The organism is Aromatoleum evansii, from assembly GCF_012910805.1.
In the GTDB taxonomy this organism is placed as follows: Bacteria; Pseudomonadota; Gammaproteobacteria; order Burkholderiales; family Rhodocyclaceae; genus Aromatoleum; species Aromatoleum evansii.
Genome location: NZ_WTVK01000019.1, coordinates 1 through 21,623, shown reverse-complemented (window position 1 = coordinate 21,623; position 21,623 = coordinate 1). Strand labels below are relative to the sequence as shown.

The following is a 21,623-nucleotide window of genomic DNA, read 5'->3' as shown; positions in this document are numbered from 1 at the left end:
TGACATGGATCTGTTCGTACCGCAGGAGGTGCGAGTGGTCGAGGAACCGCTCGAATTACGCCTCGAAAGGACAGTGGCGACCCTCGCGCAGTTGATGCGGGATGGCGTGCCTCTGGCAGCAGCATTTAGCGGCGGGAAGGATTCACTCGCGCTGATGGTCGTGTGGTTCATGGCCGTCGCGCGGGTGCTGGCTGAGGGGATTCGTCCTCGGATGCTGGTTCTTCATGCCAACACGCAAATCGAAAATCCGCTAATCAGCGCTGTAGCGTTTGCGGAACTTGGTCGCATGCAAGCCTACGCGAAGAAGTTGGGCGTGGAGCTTGAGGTGGCAGTATCGCAACCCAAGCTGCTCGACACCTGGGCGGTTCGCATTCTCGGTGGCCGTGCGCTGCCGAGCGTGCCCGAGCGCCAAGGCGATTGCAGCACGGATTGGAAGGTCGCGCCGATGATGCGGCTGCGCGAAAAGCTGCTGCCCGATTGGGGGCAAGGGCGCGAAGTCTGCACCCTTACCGGAACGCGCTTCAGCGAAAGCGAAGCGCGGGGGCAGAAGATGCGCAAGCGCGGCGATTCGGACCTGGCGCCGGTGCGCAACAAGATGGGCGAGCTGGTGCTGTCGCCGATCGCACATTGGACGACGGAAAATGTGTGGGAGCTCATCGGTCTGCTGACAAGCGGCTTGCTCGAGTCCTACACGGACGGCGTGGCCGTGAGAGACGCTTACGCCGACGCCGGGCCCACGTCCTGCGCGGTGATCAACGACTCGCTCACCGAAGGTGCGCCTCGCAAGGGCGGCTGTGGTGCCCGGTTCGGTTGCATGCTCTGCATGCAGGTTCGCACCGACGCCAGCATGACAGCGATGCTCGACAAGCCCGAGTACGCCTTCCTGAAAGGGGTGGCGGCACTGCGTCAGTACCTCATCGATACGGACTACGACCTGGAGAATCGCCTTTGGGTTGGCCGGACGATCGAGAAGGGCCACGTTGCGATCCGGCCCGATGTCTACAGCCCGCGCAAACTGCGCGATCTCTTCCGTATGGCGGTCACGCTCGACGCGGAGGAGTTCGAGGCTTCGCGCATTGCAGGACTGAACGAGCCGCGGTTTCAGCTCGTCACGCTGGAGCAGATGTTCGCCATTGACGCTCATTGGTCCCTAAACGGCCATTGGGACGGCTTTGCGGCGCTGCAAGACTTTCTCGACATCCACGAGAAGGGCATCCGGTATCCCGTCCCTGTGGTGGAGCCGTTTCCGAAGGTCGATCTGCCGGCGCCGCAGTTTCTGCCGGTGGGAGATGACTGGACGATGGCCGCCAAGACGCACGCCGCAGGCCTGCTTGACCCGTACGCAGCGTCGATGCTCGAAACCTGCATCGGTGTCACCGAGTACGGCAAGAGCAGTGTGGTGACGGCTTGGGAGGGGATCGTGGAAGAAGAGGGGTTCCAGTTCGATCAGGAAGGGGCGCTGCTCTTTCTCGATTTCGAGGCGGAATCGCACATCGAGGAGTATCAGCATCTGCAACACTACGTACGTGTTGGGGACTGGGGGCGCATAAGTACACAAACTACTGGTGTGGACAGTCAATACAAGCGCTTCGACTGCACGCCCAGCACGAAAAAGCCAACCGCTGGAGGTTGGCTTTTTCGTTGATACAAATGTCGCAATGTCGCTGCACTTGTCTAGTGACTCATTCGCGAGGGCGATATCGCAAGCGATCAAGATGGGCGATAGCCCTCCGAAACCTATCGGGAAAACCTTCTTGCGTATAGTATTTTCCAAACCACTGCAGCAACAACGGGTTTAGATAACCCTCATCAATCTGCTCGAGGGTGAGGCAACGTATTGCCTCTAGGGCGGATGATACCGTCTCACTGTCATCGCCGCCGCTCAGTTCCAAATTTAGCAGGGCCTGAAGTTTTTCTCTTCGCCGCTTACCAGCTTCTCTGCTGTTCGCTCCCGGAATAGGGCTGGAGAGATCGTCTTGCCCCACTAGCCTCTGCAAAAGAATCTTTCGACTGCTGGACGTCGTATTTACACCCTCAACAACTTTCGCGATCTTTTCAAGCGTATCTAAGCCAGCAAGGTTCGCATAGTAGTAGATCGGCAGATACGCTGACGTTTCAAAGCAGACCTGCTTGATGAACTGGAGAGGGTTCTCGACTTGGGTTCGATTCAGAAATCCTTCAATGATTTCTGGAAGGTGAATATTACGAACAACCAGAACCTTCCTTTCTGGCTGGATAAGGGCGCCAGGAACAATTGCTGCATCTCCTACTAGTCGAAGTGCAGGCGCGCCTCCTTTTTCTGTAAAGTGCCCCTCTCGAATAAATTTGAGATGCGAAAGAGATTCCTGATCAATGTAGAATTTTGAACCGGGCCCGAGGCCGTGGCCTGTTGCCAAGTCGATGAGCGCAGTGTTTTCTATCCCCGTCTTGGCAATTTGCCTGAATACTCTCAGCCAGGCCGCCTGGTCATCCCTTCTTTGCTCGTCTAGAAGGTTCTGGAGATCGGAATATCGTATCCGCTGCGAACGCCCTCGGTAACGATAGTAAATTTCCCCTTCAACCAAATGGCTCTTGTGAGACTGCGCTGCTATGACCGGCTTACGACGAGCCTCTCGTATGTACAATACGACGACCTTTAGCCCCCGCACTTCAACGACATGGCCTTCCCACTCAATTTCAACTCCAAGTGACTGGTTTAGGAACTCGGAAATCGTTGTCGGGTCAGTAGCCTCCCATTTGGCAAGATCAGTACCCACTACATCACGTGGCCGATCTTTTACCCCAAATACGAAGTAACCACCCCGGCTATTTGCGAATGCGGCGATTGTTTTTGCATACTCAGCCCTATTCCCCCAAGAAAACGTCTGCTTGAATTCAATCCAACCGCTCTCTCGAGTTATCAAGCGATGGGGGTTCTCAGTATGAAATCTGAAAATTGTTGCTAAGTTCTGATCGGAAAATGGCTCGCTTGCATACTGTGCAATATCAGCAGTTCTTCGTGGCTTCGCCAATTTTATTTTCCTTAAATGACCAAGCTTGTCGACTTAGCGGATAAAAGCCTCGACACGCTCGCATCAAACGCCCGCTTGAAATCCGGGTCGGACGCATACCGCTTGTAGAGATCAAGCTCCCGCCGCCTCTCGACGCTGATTGCCTGTTGGATCAGACGCTCCAACGCCAACTGCCGGTTCTGGCTGTCGGGGTTGTCTTCGACCTGAACCTTGTAGTCGGCATGGCTCATCACATGCTTGGCGATGTTGATGAACTTCACGCGCTGTTCTTCCGGCGTGGCCTCCCAGCCAGCAAAGTGACGCTCGTTGAAGGCGCGAACGATCTCGTCGAGTGGGTCTTTGTCGCCGTCACCGAAATGAGCGCCCCGGACATTCGGGTTCTGCGGCTCCAGTTCCGTTTCCGAAGCATCGAGACCGATCGTCACCTCAAGACGTGACCTTTCCAGCCCGTAGGTGGAAAGGTCGACGCTGTTCAGGAGTTCATCCAACTTGTCCTGATCCGGGTCCTTCACCTTCAATTTAGGAATCAGGAATTTCAGGAACCAGTGCAGCATTTCCCAGTTCACCTTGTTGAACGGGATGATGGCTGCCACCTGGGCGTAAATCTTCACGAACTGCTTGGCCTTGATCTTGAAGTCGATGCGCTGCTCGTCGTCGAGGTCGGCATCAAAGCGGGCCACCACGGTATCAATGATGGGGTGTAGTTCTTCGGCCTCGGCGCTGGCGAAGAACTTCTCGTTGAAGGTCGTCACCTCCGACCAGTCGTAAATCCCGAAGTTATCCAGCGAATCCTTGAGGTCGTGCAGCACGTTGACGTCGGTGGGCTCGCTCAGGGTCGTTGCCGTGTAGAACGGGTCGAATGCGGCCTTGATGTCGTCCACCGTATTGTAGAAGTCGAGGACGAAGGTGTCGGTCTTGCCCAGCTTCCAATTGCAACGGTTCAGGCGTGAAAGCGCCTGCACCGCGAGTACCCCTTGCAGCTTCTTGTCCACGTACATGGTGTGCAGCATGGGTTCGTCGAAACCGGTCAGGTACTTGTTGGCGACGACCAGAATCTTGAAATCGTCCTTCTCGAACTCCTCGGGCAGATCGCGGGCCGGAATGCCGTTGAGCCCGTCCTCGGTGTACTTAATGCCATCGACGGTTTTCTCGCCCGAGAAGGCCACGAGAGCCTTGAATGGCGCATTGGCCTCCTGCAAGGCGGTGCGGATGGCGAAGAAGTAGCGGATCGCGCATTCGATGTTGCGCGTTACGACCATCGCCTTCGCTTTGCCCTTTAGCTTCTTGGCCTGCCAGACATTGCTCATGAAATGATCGACCATGATCTTGGCCTTCACCTCGATGGTGCGGGGGCTGGCCTCCACAAACGCCTTGAGCTTCTTCTGGGCCTTGGCAGTGTCGAACAGCGGGTTCTCTTCGACCGATTTCTGGACCTCGTAGTAGCTCTTGTAAGTCGTGTACTTCTCCAGCACATCGAGGATGAATTTCTCCTCGATGGCTTGCTTCATCGAGTACAGGTGGAAGGGGTAGAACTTCCCGTCTGGGCCTTGCCGCCCGAACTTCTCCAGCGTGGCCGGCTTAGGGGTGGCGGTGAAGGCGAAGTAGCTGGCGTTCTGGCTCATCTTGCGGCCCTTCATGGCCGCAAGAATCTTGTCCTGGAGGTCTTCTGGCACTTCCTCGTCTTCCGCTCCCAGCGTCATGTTCAGCTTGTCGGAGGCGCTGCCTGATTGCGAAGAATGTGCCTCGTCGATTATGACGGCAAAGTTTCGGTCGGTCAGATCATCGATGCCATCCACGATGAACGGGAATTTCTGCACCGTGGTGATGATGATCTTCTTGCCCAACTCCAGATGCGCCTTCAGCTCGGCAGCGCTCTCGGCATGGGCAACGATGTTCTTGGTCTCTGAGAAAAGCTTGATGTTGTCCTTGAGCTGGGTGTCCAACACCCGGCGATCGGTCACGACGACCACGGAATTGAACACGTTGGCGGTGCCTGCCGTGTCGTACAGCTCAACCAGCTGGTAGGCCAGCCACGTAATTGAGTTGGACTTACCCGAGCCTGCCGAGTGCTGGATCAGGTAAGTCTGGCCGATGCCATGTTGTTTGGCGTCAGCCAGGATGCCGCGCACCACGTTCAGCTGTTGATAGCGGGGGAAGAACAGCGCCCTACGTTCCTTGCCCGTCTTTTTGTCCTTCTCGACAGTGAACTTGGCGAACTGCTCGATGATGTTGGTCAGACTGCGGCGCGGGAGGATGTCTTCCCAGAGGTAGGCCGTTTTGTGGCCTTTCGGGTTGACCGGGTTGCCCTTGCCGAAGTTGAAGCCCTTGTTGAACGGCAAGAAATTGCTGTCGTTTCCGGCCAACTGAGCACACATGTAGGCCTCGTCTGGGTCCACCGCAAAGTGGACCAGACAGCGGCCAAATTCGAACAACGGCTCCCGTTGGTCGCGGTCAGTACGGTACTGCTTAATGGCGTTGTGGACGTTCTGGCCGGTCCATGGGTTCTTCAGCTCCAGCGATGCAATTGCCAAGCCATTGACGAAGAGCACCATGTCCACCGACTTGAAGGTGTCGGACTCACTGTAATGCACCTGCCGGGTTACGCTGAAGACGTTGGCCTCGAAATTGGCAACGACTTCCGGGTTCAGGTCGTTGTAGGGCAGCCGGTAGAGCAGGTCGAAGTGGGCATCGTCGATGTCCAGCCCCTTCTTCAGGACAGCCAGCACGCTGTCCTTCTTAATCTTCTTGCTCAGCCGCTCCAGTAGCAGGCGCTGCCAGTTCGGACGATCCTTCAGCTTCGCCAACTCCTTGGATTGGGAGGCTTCGAGGAACTGCCAGAAGAGTTTGCCGTCGATGGCAAACTCTCTGTCGAAGTCAGCCGGATTACCAATGCAGTAGCCGTCCTTGGCGAGGGCGTTTTCGATGTGCGTTTCGAGCGCTGCTTCGTTGGTTTGGCTGACCATTCCTCTTCCCCCTCAAATCTTGACTTGACCAAGTACTACCGATGCAATCATCGTGCGCTTCAGCTCTTGAAGTCGCTCAACGCCTCTTTCGACAGATTTGATCAAAGGCTGAAACTGATCTTGTATTGATTTGATCCTCAGTGAGATTGCTTTTTGTTCTTGCAGCGGCGGGAGCAACAGCGGGATATTTCCAATGTCGGACATATTGAAATGCGCAACGGTTGAGCCAACGCTGAGCAACTCGATAAATGCCTTGGCAGCCCCTGAATAGATGGAATGGACTGCGAAGTGCGGGTCTAGCCGTTCCGGATTAACTTTGAAAAGCACCATTCTCTGCCCGATTGCAGCCTTGATTCCTTCAGGCAATACACAGGCTTCACCAGCGGGTGCTTCACGCGTGAAAAGGATATCTCCGGGCACAGGAACGGCTCGACGGGTCCATCTTCGATAGGTTTGTTCATCCGTATACTTCGCATTATTTAAGACGAGCTCGCCATTCTTGACATTGCTTGTTCGCACCATTAACGCAGGCCCTTCGTCGAACATTGGCGGTGTTTTGTGCTCTGTATCGACAATGGCATGAAGTACGTGCTTAATGCGCATGAGCTGCCAATGCGCAGGGGGGGAGTCAATCCACTCCGTACCCCCTGAAATCATCGCGGCGCATGGATCTAGCCCCTTGGTTACGGCGAGATTAATGAGTTTGAATTGCTGCTCTTTGAGTAAGCTAGCCTGACGCTCTTTCTTCGCAATTGCGGCATCGATCTCGGCGATTTTCTGGTCGAGGAAGCTAACGATGCGTTCTTGTTCTTCCTGAGGTGGCAAAGGAATCGGAATCTGTTTGAAATCCTCGTAGTGCATGTCCCACTGCCCGACTCGCACGCCGTAGGACAACGAGTTGTAAACACCGATCAGCGCTGACGAGCGCAGCAAGTAGTGAAGATACTGCGGTCGAACTCGATCAGCTCTTGTTGCGCAGGTGATGTACGCTGGGCTGACAATTCCGTCGTACGCACTCACACCCATCGAGCCTTGCCATGCCTTCATCTTGTTGACGACAAGATCGCCAGGCTTCACGACCTTGTAGGTGCTCGTGTCGAGTGAAGTCGCATTGTGGTTGTCGTCACGAGAGTCCTTAAGGATGACGCCGTACTCTCGGTAGACAGACAAGACAGGCAGCTCAGGCCTGTTCTTGTCGGATTTGAGTGAGGTCACTGCACGAAGCGGTTGAACGTCCCAATGCGTTGGAACATCACCCAACCACGCAACATCACTCGGCTTGTAGTTCTCGTAGCGCTGCATTACTTCGCGCCCCCAACAAAGGTCACCAACTGCTTGAGCAGGCCATCGGTTTCAGCTTCCAGCGCCAAGATTTCCGCCGTGACTTCCTCTAGGCTGCGCAGCGGCTTGTGCTGGTAGAAATACTTGTTGAAGCTGATCTCGTAGCCGATCACGGTCTTGTCGATGGCGATCCAAGCTTCATCCACATGCGGGCGCACTTCTCGGATGAAGTAGTCGTGGATCACGCTGGACGCGGACAAGCTGCTGTCGAGCGCCAGCGGGACGTTTTCGGTGTCGCGCAATTCGCTGTCCGGCTCGTACTCGATGTACTCTCCGGTTGGTGTCGCCATGTAGCCATAGTCGCCAAGCTTGTCGCTGGTCGTGCCCAGCTGGAACAGCAGGTCGCCCAGCTTTGCCGCGTTAAGCTTGGAGACTTTCTTGATGACCTTCTCGGCCCGTTCGTGGCGCCAGCTGACGGCGTTGAGGATTTGCTTGCGGGCTGACGAGGGCAGCTTCAGGCCCAGCGCTTTGAGGGTGTCATCGACGATGCCCTCGAAGCGATTGAAGTCGAGGAATTCGCCGCTGCCGATCTTCTCGGACAGTTGCTGCGCAGCCTGCATGATGTCGCGTTGCTCGCGCCATGTCGCTTCGGAAAGCAGTTCCTTACGGTTCTTGGGTGAGAGGGCGATCTCTTCACGTTCAAGGTGGGCTTCGATGGCCTCGGTGTGCGCCTTCAAGCCGGTGTAAACCTCTTCGCCGTACTTGCCGTACACCCACTCCATGATGTCCTGCATGCCCGGCGTGAAGCGCAGCGTAGCAATGCGCTCGGCGCTGAATTGTGCGGCCAGTCGCAGCGGGCGCTCCACCGTGACCTTGTAGTAGCCGAAGTCGCGGTTGTTGAAGACTTTGGAAATGCCGTCGTTCGGCATTTCCAGGTACAGCTGGGTGATCTGATGGATGTGCTCGTCGGTGAACTCGCAGTTCTTCTCGCCCAGATTCTTGCGCAGCTTCTGGTACAGGTTGCTGGCGTCGATCAGCTGCACCTTACCCTTGCGCTTGTCGGCCTTGTGGTTGGAAAGGACCCAAACGTAGGTGGTGATGCCGGTGTTGTAGAACAGGTTGTTCGGCAGCTGGATGATGGCTTCGAGGTAGTCGTTCTCGATGATGTGGCGGCGGATGTTGCTCTCACCGCTGCCAGCGTCCCCGGTGAACAGGGCCGAGCCGTTGTGGACAGAAGCGATGCGCGAACCCATCGGGCTGTCGCTGCGTCGCTTCATCTTGTTGACCATCTCCATCATGAACAGGAGCTGGCCGTCGGACGAACGGGGGATTGCCGGGTAGAAATCGTGGATTTCACCGGTGTAGTCCGACAAGTTCACCTGAAAACGATGGTCGATCACGTCCTTGCCATCGACGATGCTCTTCTGATCGCTCTTCCAGCTCTTGCCGTAGGGCGGATTCGTCAGCATGAAATCGAAGCGAGTGCCCGAGAAATCGTCGGTCGCCAGCGTGGAGCCGAACTTGATTTTCCCCGGGTCGTTGCCCTTAATCATCATGTCTGACTTGCAGATGGCGTAAGTTTCCGGGTTCACTTCCTTGCCGTAGAGGAACACGCCCACCTTGGCCTTGATCTCGCCTTCCGGGTCGGTGATGAAGTCCTGCGACTCGGTGAGCATGCCGCCGCTGCCGCAAGCCGGGTCATAGATGGTCAGCGGGTTGGGCAGTTGATCCTTGGCCGGGATGAAGACCAGATTGGTCATGAGCTTGATCACCTCACGGGGCGTGAAGTGCTCACCGGCCTCTTCGTTGTTTTCTTCGTTGAACTTGCGGATCAGTTCCTCGAAGACGTAGCCCATGCCCAAGTTGGACAGTCCCGGCTGGGTGCGCCCATCCGGGCCCTTACGGTCGTTGGGGCTGAGGTTGATCTCGTCGGAAACGAACTTCTCGATCACGTCATGCAGCACGTCCGACTGCGCCATCTTGCGAATTTGGTTGCGCAGGTCGAACTTCTCGACGATCTCCTTCACGTTGTCCGAGAAGCCATCGAGGTAGTTCTTGAGGTTGGCTTCCAGCTGCGACGGGTTGCCCAGCAGCGACTTCAGGGTGAAGCGGGAGGTGTTGTAGAACACGTAGCACGATGCCTCACGCAGTCCATGCGGATCGAGGTCGGCCATTTCCGCGTCTTCACGCTGGAAGCGGACCTCTTCGAGCACCGCTTCCTTGCTGGGCTCCAGCAGGCAGTCCAGACGGCGCAGGACGAACATCGGCAGGATGACATCGCGGTACTTGCCGCGCACGAAAACATCCCTGAGGCAGTCGTCAGCGATTGACCAGATGAAGCTGACGATCTTGTTGTGTACTGAGTGATCCATATGCCTTGAAATCTTCTCTGGGCAGCGGCCCGTGATGAAATGGGAGCCCGGACGCCACGGGCATGAATGTCGTGCCTTCTTACCAGTTACCGGTTCGGATGAGCATTCGGGCGGTTTCATTCAGGCGGCAGCGGACGCATCTTCCACCAGTTCTCCTGGTGGAGCGTCCAGTCACGCCGGAGATACTTCCAGCCTACGCGCCCATCCGGGAGCAACATCCGACCGAAGCGAGCGTCAAGATAGTTGAGGAGCTCGCGATGGAACGGCGCTGTTTCCGGCCACGTAGCAAACCAGGAATCATAATGGTGCATTTCCTGGAGAAGCCTCTCGTAGCGCTCCGCATCCTGAAACAACATCGCCTCGCGCAGCAGCAGCATCAGCGCTGCAGCGCCATCAAAGGTCCCAAGATCGGATAGTCGGTCGAGGCAATGAAAATCGACCGCACGGCGCCGGAACGGCGTCCCTGCCTGCGGCGGAGCATCAGCGAAGAGCGCGGCCGCGGCCGCGGCCTCGCCATGCAACTTCTCCATCCATCCGTTCACGGTCTCCAACGGAGCGGAGTGTTTCATCGGCACCATAGCCAGTTGAAGCGCAGCCCAGAACGGGTGCCTGAGCCAGTATGCCGATCCAGGATAACGGTCTTCCACCCGGTCAACCAGGTTCGGCTTCTGGTCGTCCAGGGTGAGCCTGTCCCTTCCCGGCGTAACCTCGCCGCGCGCGTACTTATCCCAGAGGCTTGGGCGCTGCACAGTGCCCTCCTCGAACCGCAGGATGCTTTCGGGCCGGGCAAACTCCAGCTCCAACGCATAAGCCGTCTTTCCTGAACGCAGCGCCACGGCGTTGAACCAGGCCTTGACCCGGAAAGACTCGGCTGGGTGGCGAGGAGGCCTTCTTCTTACGCTGTCTTTGTATGCCATTTCAGTTAGTGTCACGACATTAGTAGAGATGGTGCCACATGGACGCCCGCAGTGGCTGTCCCGATACTCGCCGCCGATGCGTGTCGAAGGCGAACAAGTCGTGACCAGCACTGCAAGGAATGAAATTGAACGGGCAATCGCTTCCGATCTCACCTCACGGAATGGACCGCTCATCGGGGGAGCCAATCTGTGGCGCCTCTTGGGCTACGCGAGCGGCGAAGCGTTTCGTCAGGCCGCGAAGCGCGGATGCCTGCCTGTACCGATTATTCACATTCCTCATCGCCGCCGACGATTTGCGCTCGCCATCGACATCGCTCGCTGGCTAGGTCGGCTGCGCGAAACTAGCTGCCAGAGCCAAGAAGGCGGCCTGGCTGGTCGTAGCTGTGAGGCACCTCGCAGTGACTCCGCCGGCACGGTCGGAAATCACTCTGCTCATGATGAGGATTCGAACTGATGGCACGACTTGAGTACATCCGTTACCGCCCGAAGCGACCTGTCATATCCTCTGGATCCATCGAGTGGGTAAAGGAGCCGTCCGTGCGCACGGTGGATCGCTTGCCCCAGATCTTTTGGGATGACGGGCAGCCGTGGCCCGAAGCCAATCTGTTTTCGCTAGAAGTGGCGCGCAATCGGGAGGTGAAGATCGAGACGCTAACCCGCCTCATGGAGCATCTTCACAAGTACGCAATCTGGCTGGAGCAGGAGCAGATTGACTGGCGGCACTTTCCGCAAACGAAGGCGGAGCGGGTGCTGGAGCGCTACCGGGGTGAGTTGGTCGATTCCCGTGATCATGGCTACTTACGTCCCTCGACGACCACGGCCCGCATGCGCGCTGCAATCCGCTTCTACCGTTACGCGGCGGGTCGCCAATTCATCAGTAGGGACGCGCCCAAGTGGCAGGACAAGGCAGTGGTCGTGCGCTATTTCGATACCGCTGGGTTCGAGCGCACGATGAATCGTTTGACGACCGATCTCTCCATCCCAAATCGTGCACGTCCCGGCCTACGACTGGAAGACGGACTGCTGCCGATCTCGCGTCAGCACATGACCGAACTGCTGCAATTCGCCAAGGAGAATTGCTCCGAAGAACTGCACCTGATGCTGATGGTCGGCTTCTTCACTGGAGCGCGGCTTGGCACGATCACGACGCTGCGCGTGCAGGCGCTTGAGGATGCTTTACGCGATCCAGATGTGTCGGGCATGTGGTCGATTCCCGTGGGGCCGGGAACAGGCATTGCCACCAAATTCGATGTCGAAGGGCATTTAATGATCCCAGACGAGTGGATGACGATGCTGAAGAAGTATGCGGCGTCCCCGCGTCGCCTGGATCGGGTCATTAAAGCACCCCAAAATATGTCCTATCTCTTCCTGACGCGCCATTCCAACCCTTATTCGGTCGCTGCCGTCGACCGGGAAATGGTCACGCTGCGCCGCTCCGGGCAAGCGGCAGGCTTGAAGTTTCTTCAAGCCTTCAAGTTTCATCAGACGCGCGCCACCTTTGGCACTTGGCTGGCGACGATTTGCCTCGAAAAAGCATCGGTCAAGGCGTCCGTCGAGTTTGTTAAGCGGGCGATGCATCACAAAGACGCCTCCACAACCTTTCGCTACATCACCTTCATCGAGCACACCGAGGCCAAGATCGAGGTTGCCAATGCGTTCACGCAAGCCTTCCTCGGGCTACAGACCCGATAATCGGGGATGACCCATGCGTGACGTCGTCATTCCCGATCTGACCTTCCCGATGGTGAAGTACGGGCTACGGGAAACCCGCTGGGATCTCCGCGTGCTGCTATACCGGGGGGCGGCCAAAGCGAATGTGCGCACCGTCTTCAACCGGATGGCGGCGGGCGACTTCGGCAGGCCGCTGGTTGAACGCCTGGAGTTGGTGAAACTGATCCACGCAGCGATGACCGCGCGGCTGGTGGGTGGGGGCGCCAAGTCATCGGCGTTTAATTGCCTTAGCGATCTGAGAGAATTCTTCGCCTGGGCCGACGAGTTCGAGCAGGCGGTGTCGCTTGAAACCGTTGAAAACACCTTTCGTCATTGGGCGGACTATCTGCGGAATCGTGTTCGTCTCAAGGCCATCGAGAACAGCACGGCCTGCGCCGGCGGAAACGTCGTAGCGACGATTCTCGACGAGGCACTGGAGCGCAGCCAGCCCCTGTTCCGAACCACCCGTCTGCGATGGCAAAACCACGGTGCGCGGGCAGCGGGGGTTGCGGCCGATAAGCAGAACCTCGCCGACACCTTCGCGTTCGGCCATCTGTGCCTCGACGTCATCAACAGCCTGCCCTTGGAAGCCGTCTGGGGCCCCCTGCCCGTCACCCTACGGCTACGCGATGGTCGCATGCTGGAACAGTGGTCAGGGCTTCGAGCGCCAAGCACCGTGGCGTCGCTCCAGCCGGGGTACAAGAACCGGATCCATACCAGAACAACTCTACAGACGCGTGCTGACCACGAGGCGGATCGCACGCTACGCACCCGCCACCCGCTGGTCAATCTGCGCATCTTGGCGGAGTTGATGGTGTTCATTGGGCAGACGGGCATGAACCTCGCGCAAGCCCACGAACTGCGGCGCACGCAGTACAGCTACGCGTCCTCGATTGACGGGTACAAAGTGTGCGAATACAAGGATCGGCGCAAGGGTGAGGTGGCGTTCGAGATCTACAGGGACTACAAGGCCGTTTTTGAAGAATATTTGGCATGGCGGGACGCCGTGTTTGGCGCAACCTCCGACCGCCTGTTTCCCTTCGTTCGCACAATGGGGGCCTTAGCTTCGACCCCCCCTGATTACAAGCGATTACGGGAAGACATCTGCGCCCCGATGGGCATCCCGTTTGTCGGCCCGCAAATGCTTCGCAATACCCGTGTGAACTGGCTGTTGCGTCAGTCACGCAACCCCGAACTCACCGCCGAGCAGGCCCAGCACACCCAGCGCACCCTGCTGCGCGTCTATGAAAAGCCGAGTCTGCAGGTGGCGCAGGTTGAACTGATCCAGTTCTGGCAGAGAAACGATCCCCGGCTGACGGGGAAGCCGACGCCCTGCCCCGCGCTGGGGGTGTGCGATGGGGTGCCTAAGCCGCTGGCCGGGCTGCCGCCAGAGGCGCCCAAGGCCGACTGCACCCAACCGGCCGGGTGTCTCTTCTGCGAGCACCACCGGGATGTCGACAGCGAAGACTACGTTTGGTCGCTCGCGAGCATGCGCTTTCTCAACGGCGTCATCCTGCAACGGTTCCGGCCTCCTGCAAAGGGCAAGGCTGATGCGGCGGCGCATGTTGAACTGACGCTGGAGGTACTGATGGCGAAGCTCACATGGTTCAGCGAGTCGAACGCGCAGCGCAGAGCGTGGGTCGACGAGGCCAACGAGAAGCTGCACGAAGGCGACTTCCACCTTCACTGGCGCTATTTGATCGAAAGCGCACAAGGAGTCTGACGATGAGCATCAACTTGAGTCACTTCGGCCTCGCGATCGATGTGCCGTTCATCCGCCCGAACGCACGATCCTTTCGCCCGCCCAGTTGGCCGCCCCCGAAGGACTGGGTATGGATCGAAGACGCGGAGGGCAATGAGGTTTCTCGCTACGGCGATCACATCGCTAACTTCACGCCATGGGTGGGCAAGACGACGACCTTCGCCTTCGGCGATGGCCCCAAACTTCACGCCCGCTCGCCCGTGATCGACCCCGCGAACGCCGAACTGCTGCGTCAATTGGTGGCGTGGCGCGGCTGGGGGCCACGTGGCGCATCAGCGGTCGGGACGCTACTTGCTAATTTCGCAATGCCCATTCGGCAAATCGTCCAAGTTTGCAGCAAGAGCAAGATTCTCGCGTCCGACCTCTCGCGCTATCCGGCGGTGATCGACCAGGTTGCACACACCCTGGCCCCAAGCACATACGAGGACGTTGTTGCGGAACTGGAACGCTTGAGGGATGCACGGGCCTTCCTGGGCTTCGAACTCCTCGATGCCGCAGGCATCCAGCGCCTAAAGGCGGCACAGCCCGACCACACCCCGGAGCAGACCGAGTACATTCCACCGCGCATCTGGAACTACGTCGTCAATCGCGTGGCCGAGTGCACGCAGGACTATCTCGCGCACCGTACGCAGATCGAGGACTGCTTCGCATTCTGTGTTGACGCTTATGCCGCCAATGGCGTTACCGAGGATCGGGAAGCAAGAGGCGGACGTACAAGGCGCCAGCCGTTTCAGAGTGCGCCTCCTGGCCGGTGCGGTAGGCGCTCGGGGATAACCTACCACGGCCCCTTTGTCGACACCGCGCAGCGCTTTGGCATCAAGGAAGTATTGGAGCGTTGGGTGGGAGGCGTTGAGACCATACAAGCATTCACCGCCTATTTGTCCATCGTTCGCTACGCGGCGCTCGCCGACATCGCCGCTTTTACCCTGATGCGAATCGAGGAGGCGGCAAGCGTTCGCTGGAACTGCCTAACGTGGTTTAAGGATCCGGTCTTTGGCCGCATCCTCCTGATCGAGGCCGAAACGACCAAGACCGACCCCGATGATGAGGGTCGTTGGATTACCAGTCCGAGTGTCGAGCCAGCGATCCACGTCCTTCAATCCATCGCAAGGCTACGGCTTTCCTGTATGGGACGATGGTCCGAAGAGGCTAACCCTGGGCTGCTCACGGCGTCGTTTGAGCCATGGAGAGGCACAAAGTCGTCGGCCAAACGCGCGGGCGTGAAGCCCAAAATTGCATCCCTTTGCGAAGTGGTGCGCATCTATCCACTACTGTTTGACCTCGAAGCTCGCACGATTACCCAGAACGACATCAAGATCGCGCGGGCCGTATGCCCCAGCCTCAATGCGGAGCGATTCCAAGTCGGGAAGCCGTGGCCCCTGAAGTGGCACCAGTTCCGGCGCACGGGCGCGGTGAATATGTTCGCCTCCGGGGAAATCAGCGATTCCTCGATACAGCTTCAGATGAAGCACCTGACGCGCTGGCAACCCCTCTATTACGGGCGGGGCAACACGGCGCTGCAACTCAACGATGCTGCCCGCGTCCTGCTAGTAAATGCACAGTACGAGGCGATGGGTCGCCAGTTGGCGGAGGTGCATACGGATCGCTTCGTCAGTCCGTATGGTGACGAACACAAGGCGAAGCTGCTCGCCCCCGCAAACGGCGGGGAGCCGGTCAGCCTGATTAGCGAAGGCCATGCGCAGCGCTATGAAAAGGCGGCGCGGAATCATCAGATGAGCTTCCGGTTGACGGTCTTGGGCGCCTGCATGAAGAACGGTCAGTGCGACGGAGACTGCGTGTCCTCGGTAGGGGATTGTGCCGGTGGCGATGGGCACCCGTGCAGCAATGTTCTCTTCGACCGCAGCCGCGCTGACGCGAATCAGAAGCGGCTGGGCGGCGTCATCAAGCAGTTGGAGATAACGCCACCCGATACCCCACGCTATCGCTTCCTCGAGGCTGAGAAGCGAGGATTGGAGAACTACTTTGCGTACATCAGACAAGCAGCGTGAAGGATCCAGCGCCGAACAGCGGTTTCGGGATGCCTTTGAACGGTTGAAGCTCGGGGTGCCGCAGGTGCTTCCAAAAGGAACGCCTGTGAGTCAGAACAACGTGGCCAAGGAAGCGGGATGTGATCCGAGCGCCCTGCGCAAGAGCCGCTTTCCGTTGGTCGTCCTAGAGATCCAGGAGTGGGTCGAAACCCACAAGGGCGAGCAACCACCCTCGGTGCGACAGCGCTTGCTCAAGAAGCGCGGCAAGAACCGCGATCTGCGGGAAACGATTTCCGACCTGAAAAAGCAGAGGGATGCCGCTGTTGGGAAGCTCGCAGACGCCGGTCTACGGATCGTTGAATTGACCGAGCGGCTGGCCGATGCACAGGCACGACTTGACGAACTTCAGCCGAGGGCGCCTGTGTTGAAGCTGTCCGATTAGGTAGATGTTGCAGATTCCGGTTGAACACAACTACCCTGTCGTGATCTATGACGATGAGCGAGTTCGACTCGTCTTGATCAGTTGCTCCGGTGCGTATCCGCTCGTGCTGCGTCTTGCCTGCGGAGGGAGCGGCGGATGCTACCGGTAAGAAAAGGCCGGCACCGGGCGTGTAACATCGACTCCTAGTGTTGCCCGCGCACCCTGTATCAGGGGGCTTACGACTTGACGACCGAGGTCACCCGCCTTCGCACCGCCTGCTTCATAGGCATCAACGTGTTCTCCGAACCTTGTACCGTAAGCGTCCGGTGCTGACCGTCTTGCGCAGCCCTCAGTCCGATGCGTTGATCTCGTCGGTGAACTCGCCGTCGCGCAATGCGCGGTCGATGGCGGCATCAAGCCGGATCAGGAGTTCGTAGAGGGTTTCGTCGTCGCGGCGCTGGAGCATAGCCAGGCAGTTGTGGTCGTCGTTGGCGATGGCGACGCAGCCGACGGGGTACAACTGCCCGAGGGTGATTTGCCCTTCGGTCTCGATCAGGGTGGTGACGTTGGGGAGGCCGGCCAGCGGATCGTCCGCCGGGCCTGGCGCTACGCGGCTTCCTGGTTTGCTTCGACCGGGGCGAGTTCGACGTTCCATGGCAGCAACTCCTCGATGCGGTTGACCGGGTGCTCGGCGATGCGCGTGAGCACGTGGCGCAGGTAGGCCTCCGGATCCAGGTCGTTGAGCTTGGCCGTGCCGATCAGGCTGTAGATCGCGGCGGCGCGCTCGCCCCCGGCATCCGAGCCGGCAAAGAGGTAGTTCTTGCGACCGATCGCCACGGTGCGCAGCGCTCGCTCGGCGGCGTTGTTGTCGATCTCGATACGCCCGTCGGCGGCGTAGCGGGTGAGCGCCGGCCAGCGCGTGAGCGCATAGCGGATCGCCTCGGCCAGCGCCGAACGCTTCGAGATCTTGGTGAGCGTCTCGCCGAGCCAGTGCTGGAGCTCGTCGAGCAGCGGCACGGCGCGCGCCTGTCGCACCTCGCGTCGCACGTCGGGCGGCTGCCCGCGGATGGCGGCCTCGATCTCGTAGAGCGCGCCGATGCGCGTGAGCGCCTCGGTGGCGATCGGCGAGGCATGTGCCTTCGCGAGCTCGTAGAACTTGCGCCGGGCATGCGCCCAACAGGCGGCCTCGACGATATCTCCGTCGGCATACAGCGGCTCGTAGCCGGCGAAGGCGTCCGCTTGCAGGATGCCTTGGTATGCCTTGAGGTGCGCCTGGGGATGTTCGCCGCGCCGGTTCGGCGAGTAGGCGAACCACACGGCGGGCGCCGCGCGGTCGCCGGCCGGGCGATCGTCGCGCACGTAGGTCCACAGCCGACCGGTGCGGGTCTTGCCTTCTCCCGGCGCCAGCACGGGCACCGGGGTGTCGTCGGCGTGGACCTTGGCGGCTGCGAGCACGTATCGGTTAAGCGCCTCGACGAGCGGGCGCAGCAGCGCGCTGCACTGGCCCACCCAGTCGGCGAGCGTCGAGCGTTCGAGCGTCACGCCTGCCCGGGCGTAGATGTCGCTCTGGCGGTAGAGCGGCAGGTGGTCGCAGTACTTGGCGGTGAGGACATGGGCGAGCAGTCCCGCACCGGCCCGCCCGCGGGCAATCGGGCGGCTCGGTGCCGGCGCCTGGACGATCGCGTCACAGCGGGCGCAAGCAAGCTTCGGGCGCACGTGGCGGATCACCCGGAAGGAGTCGGGCACGTACTCGAGCATTTCGCTCACGTCTTCGCCGAGCCGCTTCAACGCGCCGCCGCAGTCCGGGCAGCAGCTCGCCTGCGGCGCATGCTCGAGCGGCTCGCGCGGCAGGTGCGCCGGCAGCGGCTCGCGCGCGGCGCGTTCGGATTCGGTACCGGGCGTGCTCGGGGAAACGGCGACGGCGCCCTCGGCGCGCACCGCCTCGAGCTCTTCGAGCGAGAGTTCCAGTTGGCCGATCGTCTCGTCGAGTTGCTCGGAGCGGCGGCCGAACTGCGCCCGGCGCAGCTTCGCGATGATGAAGTTCAGTCGCTCGATCTCGACCTGCTGGGCCGCGACCATCGCCTTGAGCAGCGCGGCATCATCGGGCAGGGGTGAGGTCGAGTCCATGACGGGAGTCTACGCGAGTCAGCCCTGTGTGAACAGCCCCCGGCGACCCTCCTATGCGGCGCATTCGGGCTGCCAGCTGCGCCGGGGCCGACGCCAGTCGATGCCTTCGAGCAGCATCGACAATTGCGCCGCGGTGAGATGGACTGCGCCGTCAGTCGCCTGCGGCCACACGAAGCGGCCGTGCTCGAGCCGCTTGGTAAAGAGGCACACCCCGTCGCCGCTCCACCACAAGAGCTTCACCAGGTGACCGCGCCGGCCGCGGAAGATGAACACGTGCCCCGAGAACGGATTCTCGCCCAGCGCACCTTGCACCAGCGCAGCCAAACCGTCCATGCCTCGACGCATGTCGGTGACGCCGGCCACGAGCCAAATCCGGGTGCCCGCCGGCAGCCCGATCATGTCCGCTCGGCCAGGCAGTCGAGGACCGTGCGCAGCGCCTCGCGATTGACTTCGCCGAGCACCCGCACGGTCGCACTGCCGATAACGATCTCGAGCGCCGCCGACTGTTTCGCCTCCTCCATGTCCTGGCCGGCTGTGGGCGACAAGGTCACCACCGGCAGCAGTGTCGGCATCATGCTCCTGCCAGGCATCCTAGCTACATGCTCCGGCTGTGGCCTGCCGAACAGTCCGGCGCGGTAGTAGCGGCGCCACTTGAACAGCAGGTTGGCGTTAAGGCCGTGCTCGAGTGCGAGCTTCGCGACTGAGATCCCCGGCTCGCACGCGAGACCGGCGAGGTGGCGTTTGACGTCGACCGGATAGTTCGGACGCCCCTTGCGGGTCACCCGCGTGATGCCATTCGTAGCCAAAGTGGTCCCCACCAAATATTTGGTGGGCGCCACTCTGGGCGATCTCAATCAGAGACGGAAGACGGTGCTGGGCGGACGCTTACCTTGTACCGGACGTTCGTTGGAGAATAATGGCAACGGGCGACATGGCCGGTCTTGGAGGGTTCATGCATTTCATAAGATCTATCGGCAACGCTAACGGATTCGGTACGTCATCGGGGCCTCCTCTGATTCTTGTTTCGATCGAGGCAGCTGTCACAGAGAGCACGCGGCAAGCACGGCCGGGTTGGCGGGATGTTCGTGACCGGATAAAGGAAATCGAAGCCGATCCAGCGAAGCGACAAGGCCTGATCAACGCTAGAAAGCGTATGGCGCACGTGCTGTCGACGCCGGGCAGCTTGACCTTCATGCGGCTCGAGAGAGGGCTGTCAAAGCGGGACTTGGCCGCATTGAGTGCCATTCCCGATGCTCTGCTATCGCGCCTCGAGGCCGGGGCTGAAGATCCACGGCTTTCGGTGTGCCTGAGGCTCGCGCAGGCCTTGGACCGATCACTGGATGAAATCGCGACAGCGATTGCGGTGAGCGGCCCCAAAGATCGGGGGCATGATCCGCGCGCAGAGCCTGGTCGAAAGGCGACTAACCACGCGGTCACGAACTGCTCAAGCGATGACGTATCAAACGGAAGAACCTCATGAAAGCGAAGCCGCGCGTTGCCGACTTGCCTTTGGAGACAATCATGCGGATTGCCCGCGATGCGACGCAAAGAGCCGCACGGGACACGGTCGCAGCGGGACGCAGGATTGCGGGCTGGGAGGACAATCAGGTTGAGTTATTCGGTCCCGGAGCGCGTCCGCTGTCCTCCTTTGGGCCGGATCCCGAGTCGCCCATCGACCGCTAAACCATTGTGGGGTTCGATTTGCCAGACCGCACGGCGGGCCCAACGAGCCACAACAGCGCAGAGTCGCGATAATCCATGGCCACCTATGCGTAGGCGCCGGATTGCATTTGCGACAGCAGTTGGTTGAGTACCCGGAATCCCTCGAGCGTATCGGTGAGGCTCGCAGGACGTCGCCCGCCCAAGGCCGGACAGGGCGTTGCGAGCCAGTCGGCGATCCAACGCGGCACGTCGAAGGCCTTGTCGTCACCTGCGACCGTCACCATATCACCCACGGCCTCAACCAGCCGGAGGAACGCAAGGACGCGTTCGCCTTGTTCGGTCGTGAGCCGCTCACCTCGTCGGATCGCGCCGACGGGTGAGTGGCGCGAGAGCTGCAACAGCTCGATCAACTCGAGCGTCGAGCGACCGATCGCCTTGGCGATCTCGACGAGAACAACGGATTCGATTCCGGCACGCAATGCCTCGATTTTCACCATCGGATCCATCACCATCAGGGTCTGCAGGTCGGTCGCGTGCTGCTTTCGATTGCCCTGGCGGTTTGGCTGGGTGCTCCTAGACATCGGAGATTGACCAATCACGGCTCTCGGAATACCGGATACCTGCCCTTGTCGTTGAGCCGCTTCGCCGCGGCCTCGAGTCGGGCGCGATCTTCGGCCGTAATCACAGGCACGCGTTTGCACAACAGCGCAAACACCCGGCCTTGCGGCGCGTCGGAAGCTTCCTGTTTGGCGATCTTGGCAATGCAGAGTTTCATCGAGCGGATCCCGTTCGGATTCCAGTCCCACACGAAGATGGTACCAGTCTTCTCTGCCGGATGCCGATTCCCACCCGCCATCTTTGGAAGCTTGGAAGGACTACACCTTCTACGGCCGCGGAGCCAACGAGCGTGTGGGCGCACCGCTCGAGTGCGATTATTCGCTCTCGGTGGTGAACTTCATCAGTTCCGAGGGGGGGCACTCGAGCGCTTCTGCCAACCGCACGATGTTCAAGAGCGCAATGTTACGTTGCCCGCGCTCGACACCTCCCAAATAGCTTCGGGCGAGTCCACTTTCGAGCGCAAGCTGCTCCTGCGAGAGGCCTCGGGCCTTGCGTAGCGTGGCCACTCGCCGTCCAAACAGAACGCGGGGATCGCGAGACGGCAGAGCAACGGTCGACGGCATCGGCCGATGCTAAGAATTCGAGCACTATGCGGCCACGCTCTATGAGTGACAATGAAGCTTTGGTGGCCTATAGTCGCATTCGCTTTTCTGTCCCCCGCTGCTGTCGTTTTCCGTTAAAGACCGGAATATTTCCGTTGAAGGCGGAATCGCCCGTTAAATCCCGGAATGAGATGGCACGCAGCGCGAAGAGCGCTACAGCACTGGTCCTAGCTTGGGAGAAGGAGTTGA

19 protein-coding genes are annotated in these 21,623 nt (G+C 59.6%); 7 read left to right on the top strand and 12 right to left on the bottom strand.

Features of this window, described 5'->3' with window-relative positions:
* The first annotated feature begins 4 nt into the window (after nucleotides 1-4).
* The gene (locus GO615_RS11475; RefSeq protein WP_169128077.1) at nucleotides 5-1,645 is read left to right on the top strand and encodes a phosphoadenosine phosphosulfate reductase domain-containing protein; all 1,641 of its coding nucleotides are present in this window, start codon (nucleotides 5-7) and stop codon (nucleotides 1,643-1,645) included.
* Between the two features lie 37 nt (nucleotides 1,646-1,682).
* On the opposite strand, the gene GO615_RS11470 is transcribed toward GO615_RS11475, so the two are convergent.
* The 5 genes from GO615_RS11470 to GO615_RS11450 are packed head-to-tail and all read right to left on the bottom strand — an operon-like array spanning nucleotide 1,683 to nucleotide 10,544.
* A complete protein-coding gene (locus GO615_RS11470) occupies nucleotides 1,683-3,011 on the bottom strand; it encodes an ATP-binding protein (RefSeq protein WP_169128075.1) in 1,329 nt (442 codons plus the stop codon).
* Nucleotides 3,012-3,022: 11 nt separating this feature from the next.
* Complete coding sequence (locus GO615_RS11465) at nucleotides 3,023-5,974, bottom strand: type I restriction endonuclease subunit R (protein ID WP_169128073.1); 2,952 nt, start codon at nucleotides 5,972-5,974, stop codon at nucleotides 3,023-3,025.
* A gap of 12 nt (nucleotides 5,975-5,986) precedes the next feature.
* Complete coding sequence (locus GO615_RS11460) at nucleotides 5,987-7,276, bottom strand: restriction endonuclease subunit S (RefSeq protein ID WP_169128071.1); 1,290 nt, start codon at nucleotides 7,274-7,276, stop codon at nucleotides 5,987-5,989.
* Nucleotides 7,276-9,747, bottom strand: coding sequence for a type I restriction-modification system subunit M (locus GO615_RS11455; RefSeq protein WP_246262242.1), 2,472 nt, complete (start codon nucleotides 9,745-9,747; stop codon nucleotides 7,276-7,278). The genes GO615_RS11460 and GO615_RS11455 overlap by 1 nt, the downstream gene beginning before the upstream one ends.
* On the bottom strand, nucleotides 9,744-10,544 hold the full coding sequence (locus GO615_RS11450; RefSeq protein ID WP_169128069.1) for a hypothetical protein: 801 nt from the start codon (nucleotides 10,542-10,544) through the stop codon (nucleotides 9,744-9,746). The genes GO615_RS11455 and GO615_RS11450 overlap by 4 nt, the downstream gene beginning before the upstream one ends.
* Nucleotides 10,545-10,644: 100 nt before the next feature.
* On the opposite strand from GO615_RS11450, the gene GO615_RS28620 reads away from it, so the two are divergent.
* The 5 genes from GO615_RS28620 to GO615_RS11425 all read left to right on the top strand — a co-directional run bounded on the left by GO615_RS28620 (nucleotide 10,645) and on the right by GO615_RS11425 (nucleotide 16,446).
* On the top strand, nucleotides 10,645-10,998 hold the full coding sequence (locus GO615_RS28620) for a hypothetical protein (protein WP_211167062.1): 354 nt from the start codon (nucleotides 10,645-10,647) through the stop codon (nucleotides 10,996-10,998).
* Between the two features lie 83 nt (nucleotides 10,999-11,081).
* Nucleotides 11,082-12,236 carry a tyrosine-type recombinase/integrase gene (locus GO615_RS29375; RefSeq protein ID WP_169128067.1) on the top strand — a complete coding sequence of 385 codons (1,155 nt, stop codon included), beginning with the start codon at nucleotides 11,082-11,084 and terminating at the stop codon, nucleotides 12,234-12,236.
* 13 nt (nucleotides 12,237-12,249) lie between these two features.
* Complete coding sequence (locus tag GO615_RS11435) at nucleotides 12,250-13,977, top strand: site-specific integrase (RefSeq protein WP_169128065.1); 1,728 nt, start codon at nucleotides 12,250-12,252, stop codon at nucleotides 13,975-13,977.
* A 2-nt stretch (nucleotides 13,978-13,979) separates the two neighbouring features.
* Nucleotides 13,980-16,025: a hypothetical protein gene (locus GO615_RS11430; protein WP_169128063.1), complete on the top strand. Its 2,046-nt coding sequence runs from the start codon at nucleotides 13,980-13,982 to the stop codon at nucleotides 16,023-16,025.
* Nucleotides 16,000-16,446, top strand: coding sequence for a hypothetical protein (locus GO615_RS11425; protein ID WP_169128061.1), 447 nt, complete (start codon nucleotides 16,000-16,002; stop codon nucleotides 16,444-16,446). The genes GO615_RS11430 and GO615_RS11425 overlap by 26 nt, the downstream gene beginning before the upstream one ends.
* A 328-nt stretch (nucleotides 16,447-16,774) precedes the next feature.
* Here the strand turns inward: GO615_RS11425 and GO615_RS11420 are convergent, their stop codons facing one another.
* From GO615_RS11420 to tnpA, 4 genes are read right to left on the bottom strand one after another with little or no spacing between them, the layout of a single operon-like run.
* Nucleotides 16,775-17,080, bottom strand: a complete 306-nt coding sequence (locus GO615_RS11420; protein WP_169128059.1) for a hypothetical protein — start codon at nucleotides 17,078-17,080, stop codon at nucleotides 16,775-16,777.
* On the bottom strand, nucleotides 17,032-18,552 hold the full coding sequence (gene tnpC / locus GO615_RS11415) for an IS66 family transposase (RefSeq protein WP_169128057.1): 1,521 nt from the start codon (nucleotides 18,550-18,552) through the stop codon (nucleotides 17,032-17,034). The genes GO615_RS11420 and tnpC overlap by 49 nt, the downstream gene beginning before the upstream one ends.
* Nucleotides 18,553-18,603: 51 nt before the next feature.
* Nucleotides 18,604-18,951 carry an IS66 family insertion sequence element accessory protein TnpB gene (gene tnpB, locus GO615_RS11410; RefSeq protein ID WP_169128055.1) on the bottom strand — a complete coding sequence of 116 codons (348 nt, stop codon included), beginning with the start codon at nucleotides 18,949-18,951 and terminating at the stop codon, nucleotides 18,604-18,606.
* On the bottom strand, nucleotides 18,948-19,358 hold the full coding sequence (tnpA, locus tag GO615_RS11405) for an IS66-like element accessory protein TnpA (protein WP_211167061.1): 411 nt from the start codon (nucleotides 19,356-19,358) through the stop codon (nucleotides 18,948-18,950). The genes tnpB and tnpA overlap by 4 nt, the downstream gene beginning before the upstream one ends.
* 110 nt (nucleotides 19,359-19,468) lie before the next feature.
* Here tnpA and GO615_RS11400 point away from each other — a divergent pair, with 110 nt between their 5' ends.
* Nucleotides 19,469-20,032, top strand: coding sequence for a helix-turn-helix domain-containing protein (locus tag GO615_RS11400; protein ID WP_169128053.1), 564 nt, complete (start codon nucleotides 19,469-19,471; stop codon nucleotides 20,030-20,032).
* A gap of 286 nt (nucleotides 20,033-20,318) precedes the next feature.
* On the opposite strand, the gene GO615_RS11395 is transcribed toward GO615_RS11400, so the two are convergent.
* The 3 genes from GO615_RS11395 to GO615_RS11385 all read right to left on the bottom strand — a co-directional run bounded on the left by GO615_RS11395 (nucleotide 20,319) and on the right by GO615_RS11385 (nucleotide 21,395).
* On the bottom strand, nucleotides 20,319-20,726 hold the full coding sequence (locus GO615_RS11395; protein ID WP_169128051.1) for an antitoxin Xre/MbcA/ParS toxin-binding domain-containing protein: 408 nt from the start codon (nucleotides 20,724-20,726) through the stop codon (nucleotides 20,319-20,321).
* 83 nt (nucleotides 20,727-20,809) lie between these two features.
* Nucleotides 20,810-20,989, bottom strand: coding sequence for a hypothetical protein (locus tag GO615_RS11390; protein WP_169128049.1), 180 nt, complete (start codon nucleotides 20,987-20,989; stop codon nucleotides 20,810-20,812).
* A gap of 157 nt (nucleotides 20,990-21,146) precedes the next feature.
* Nucleotides 21,147-21,395 carry a helix-turn-helix domain-containing protein gene (locus tag GO615_RS11385; RefSeq protein WP_169128048.1) on the bottom strand — a complete coding sequence of 83 codons (249 nt, stop codon included), beginning with the start codon at nucleotides 21,393-21,395 and terminating at the stop codon, nucleotides 21,147-21,149.
* Nucleotides 21,396-21,623 lie beyond the last annotated feature (228 nt).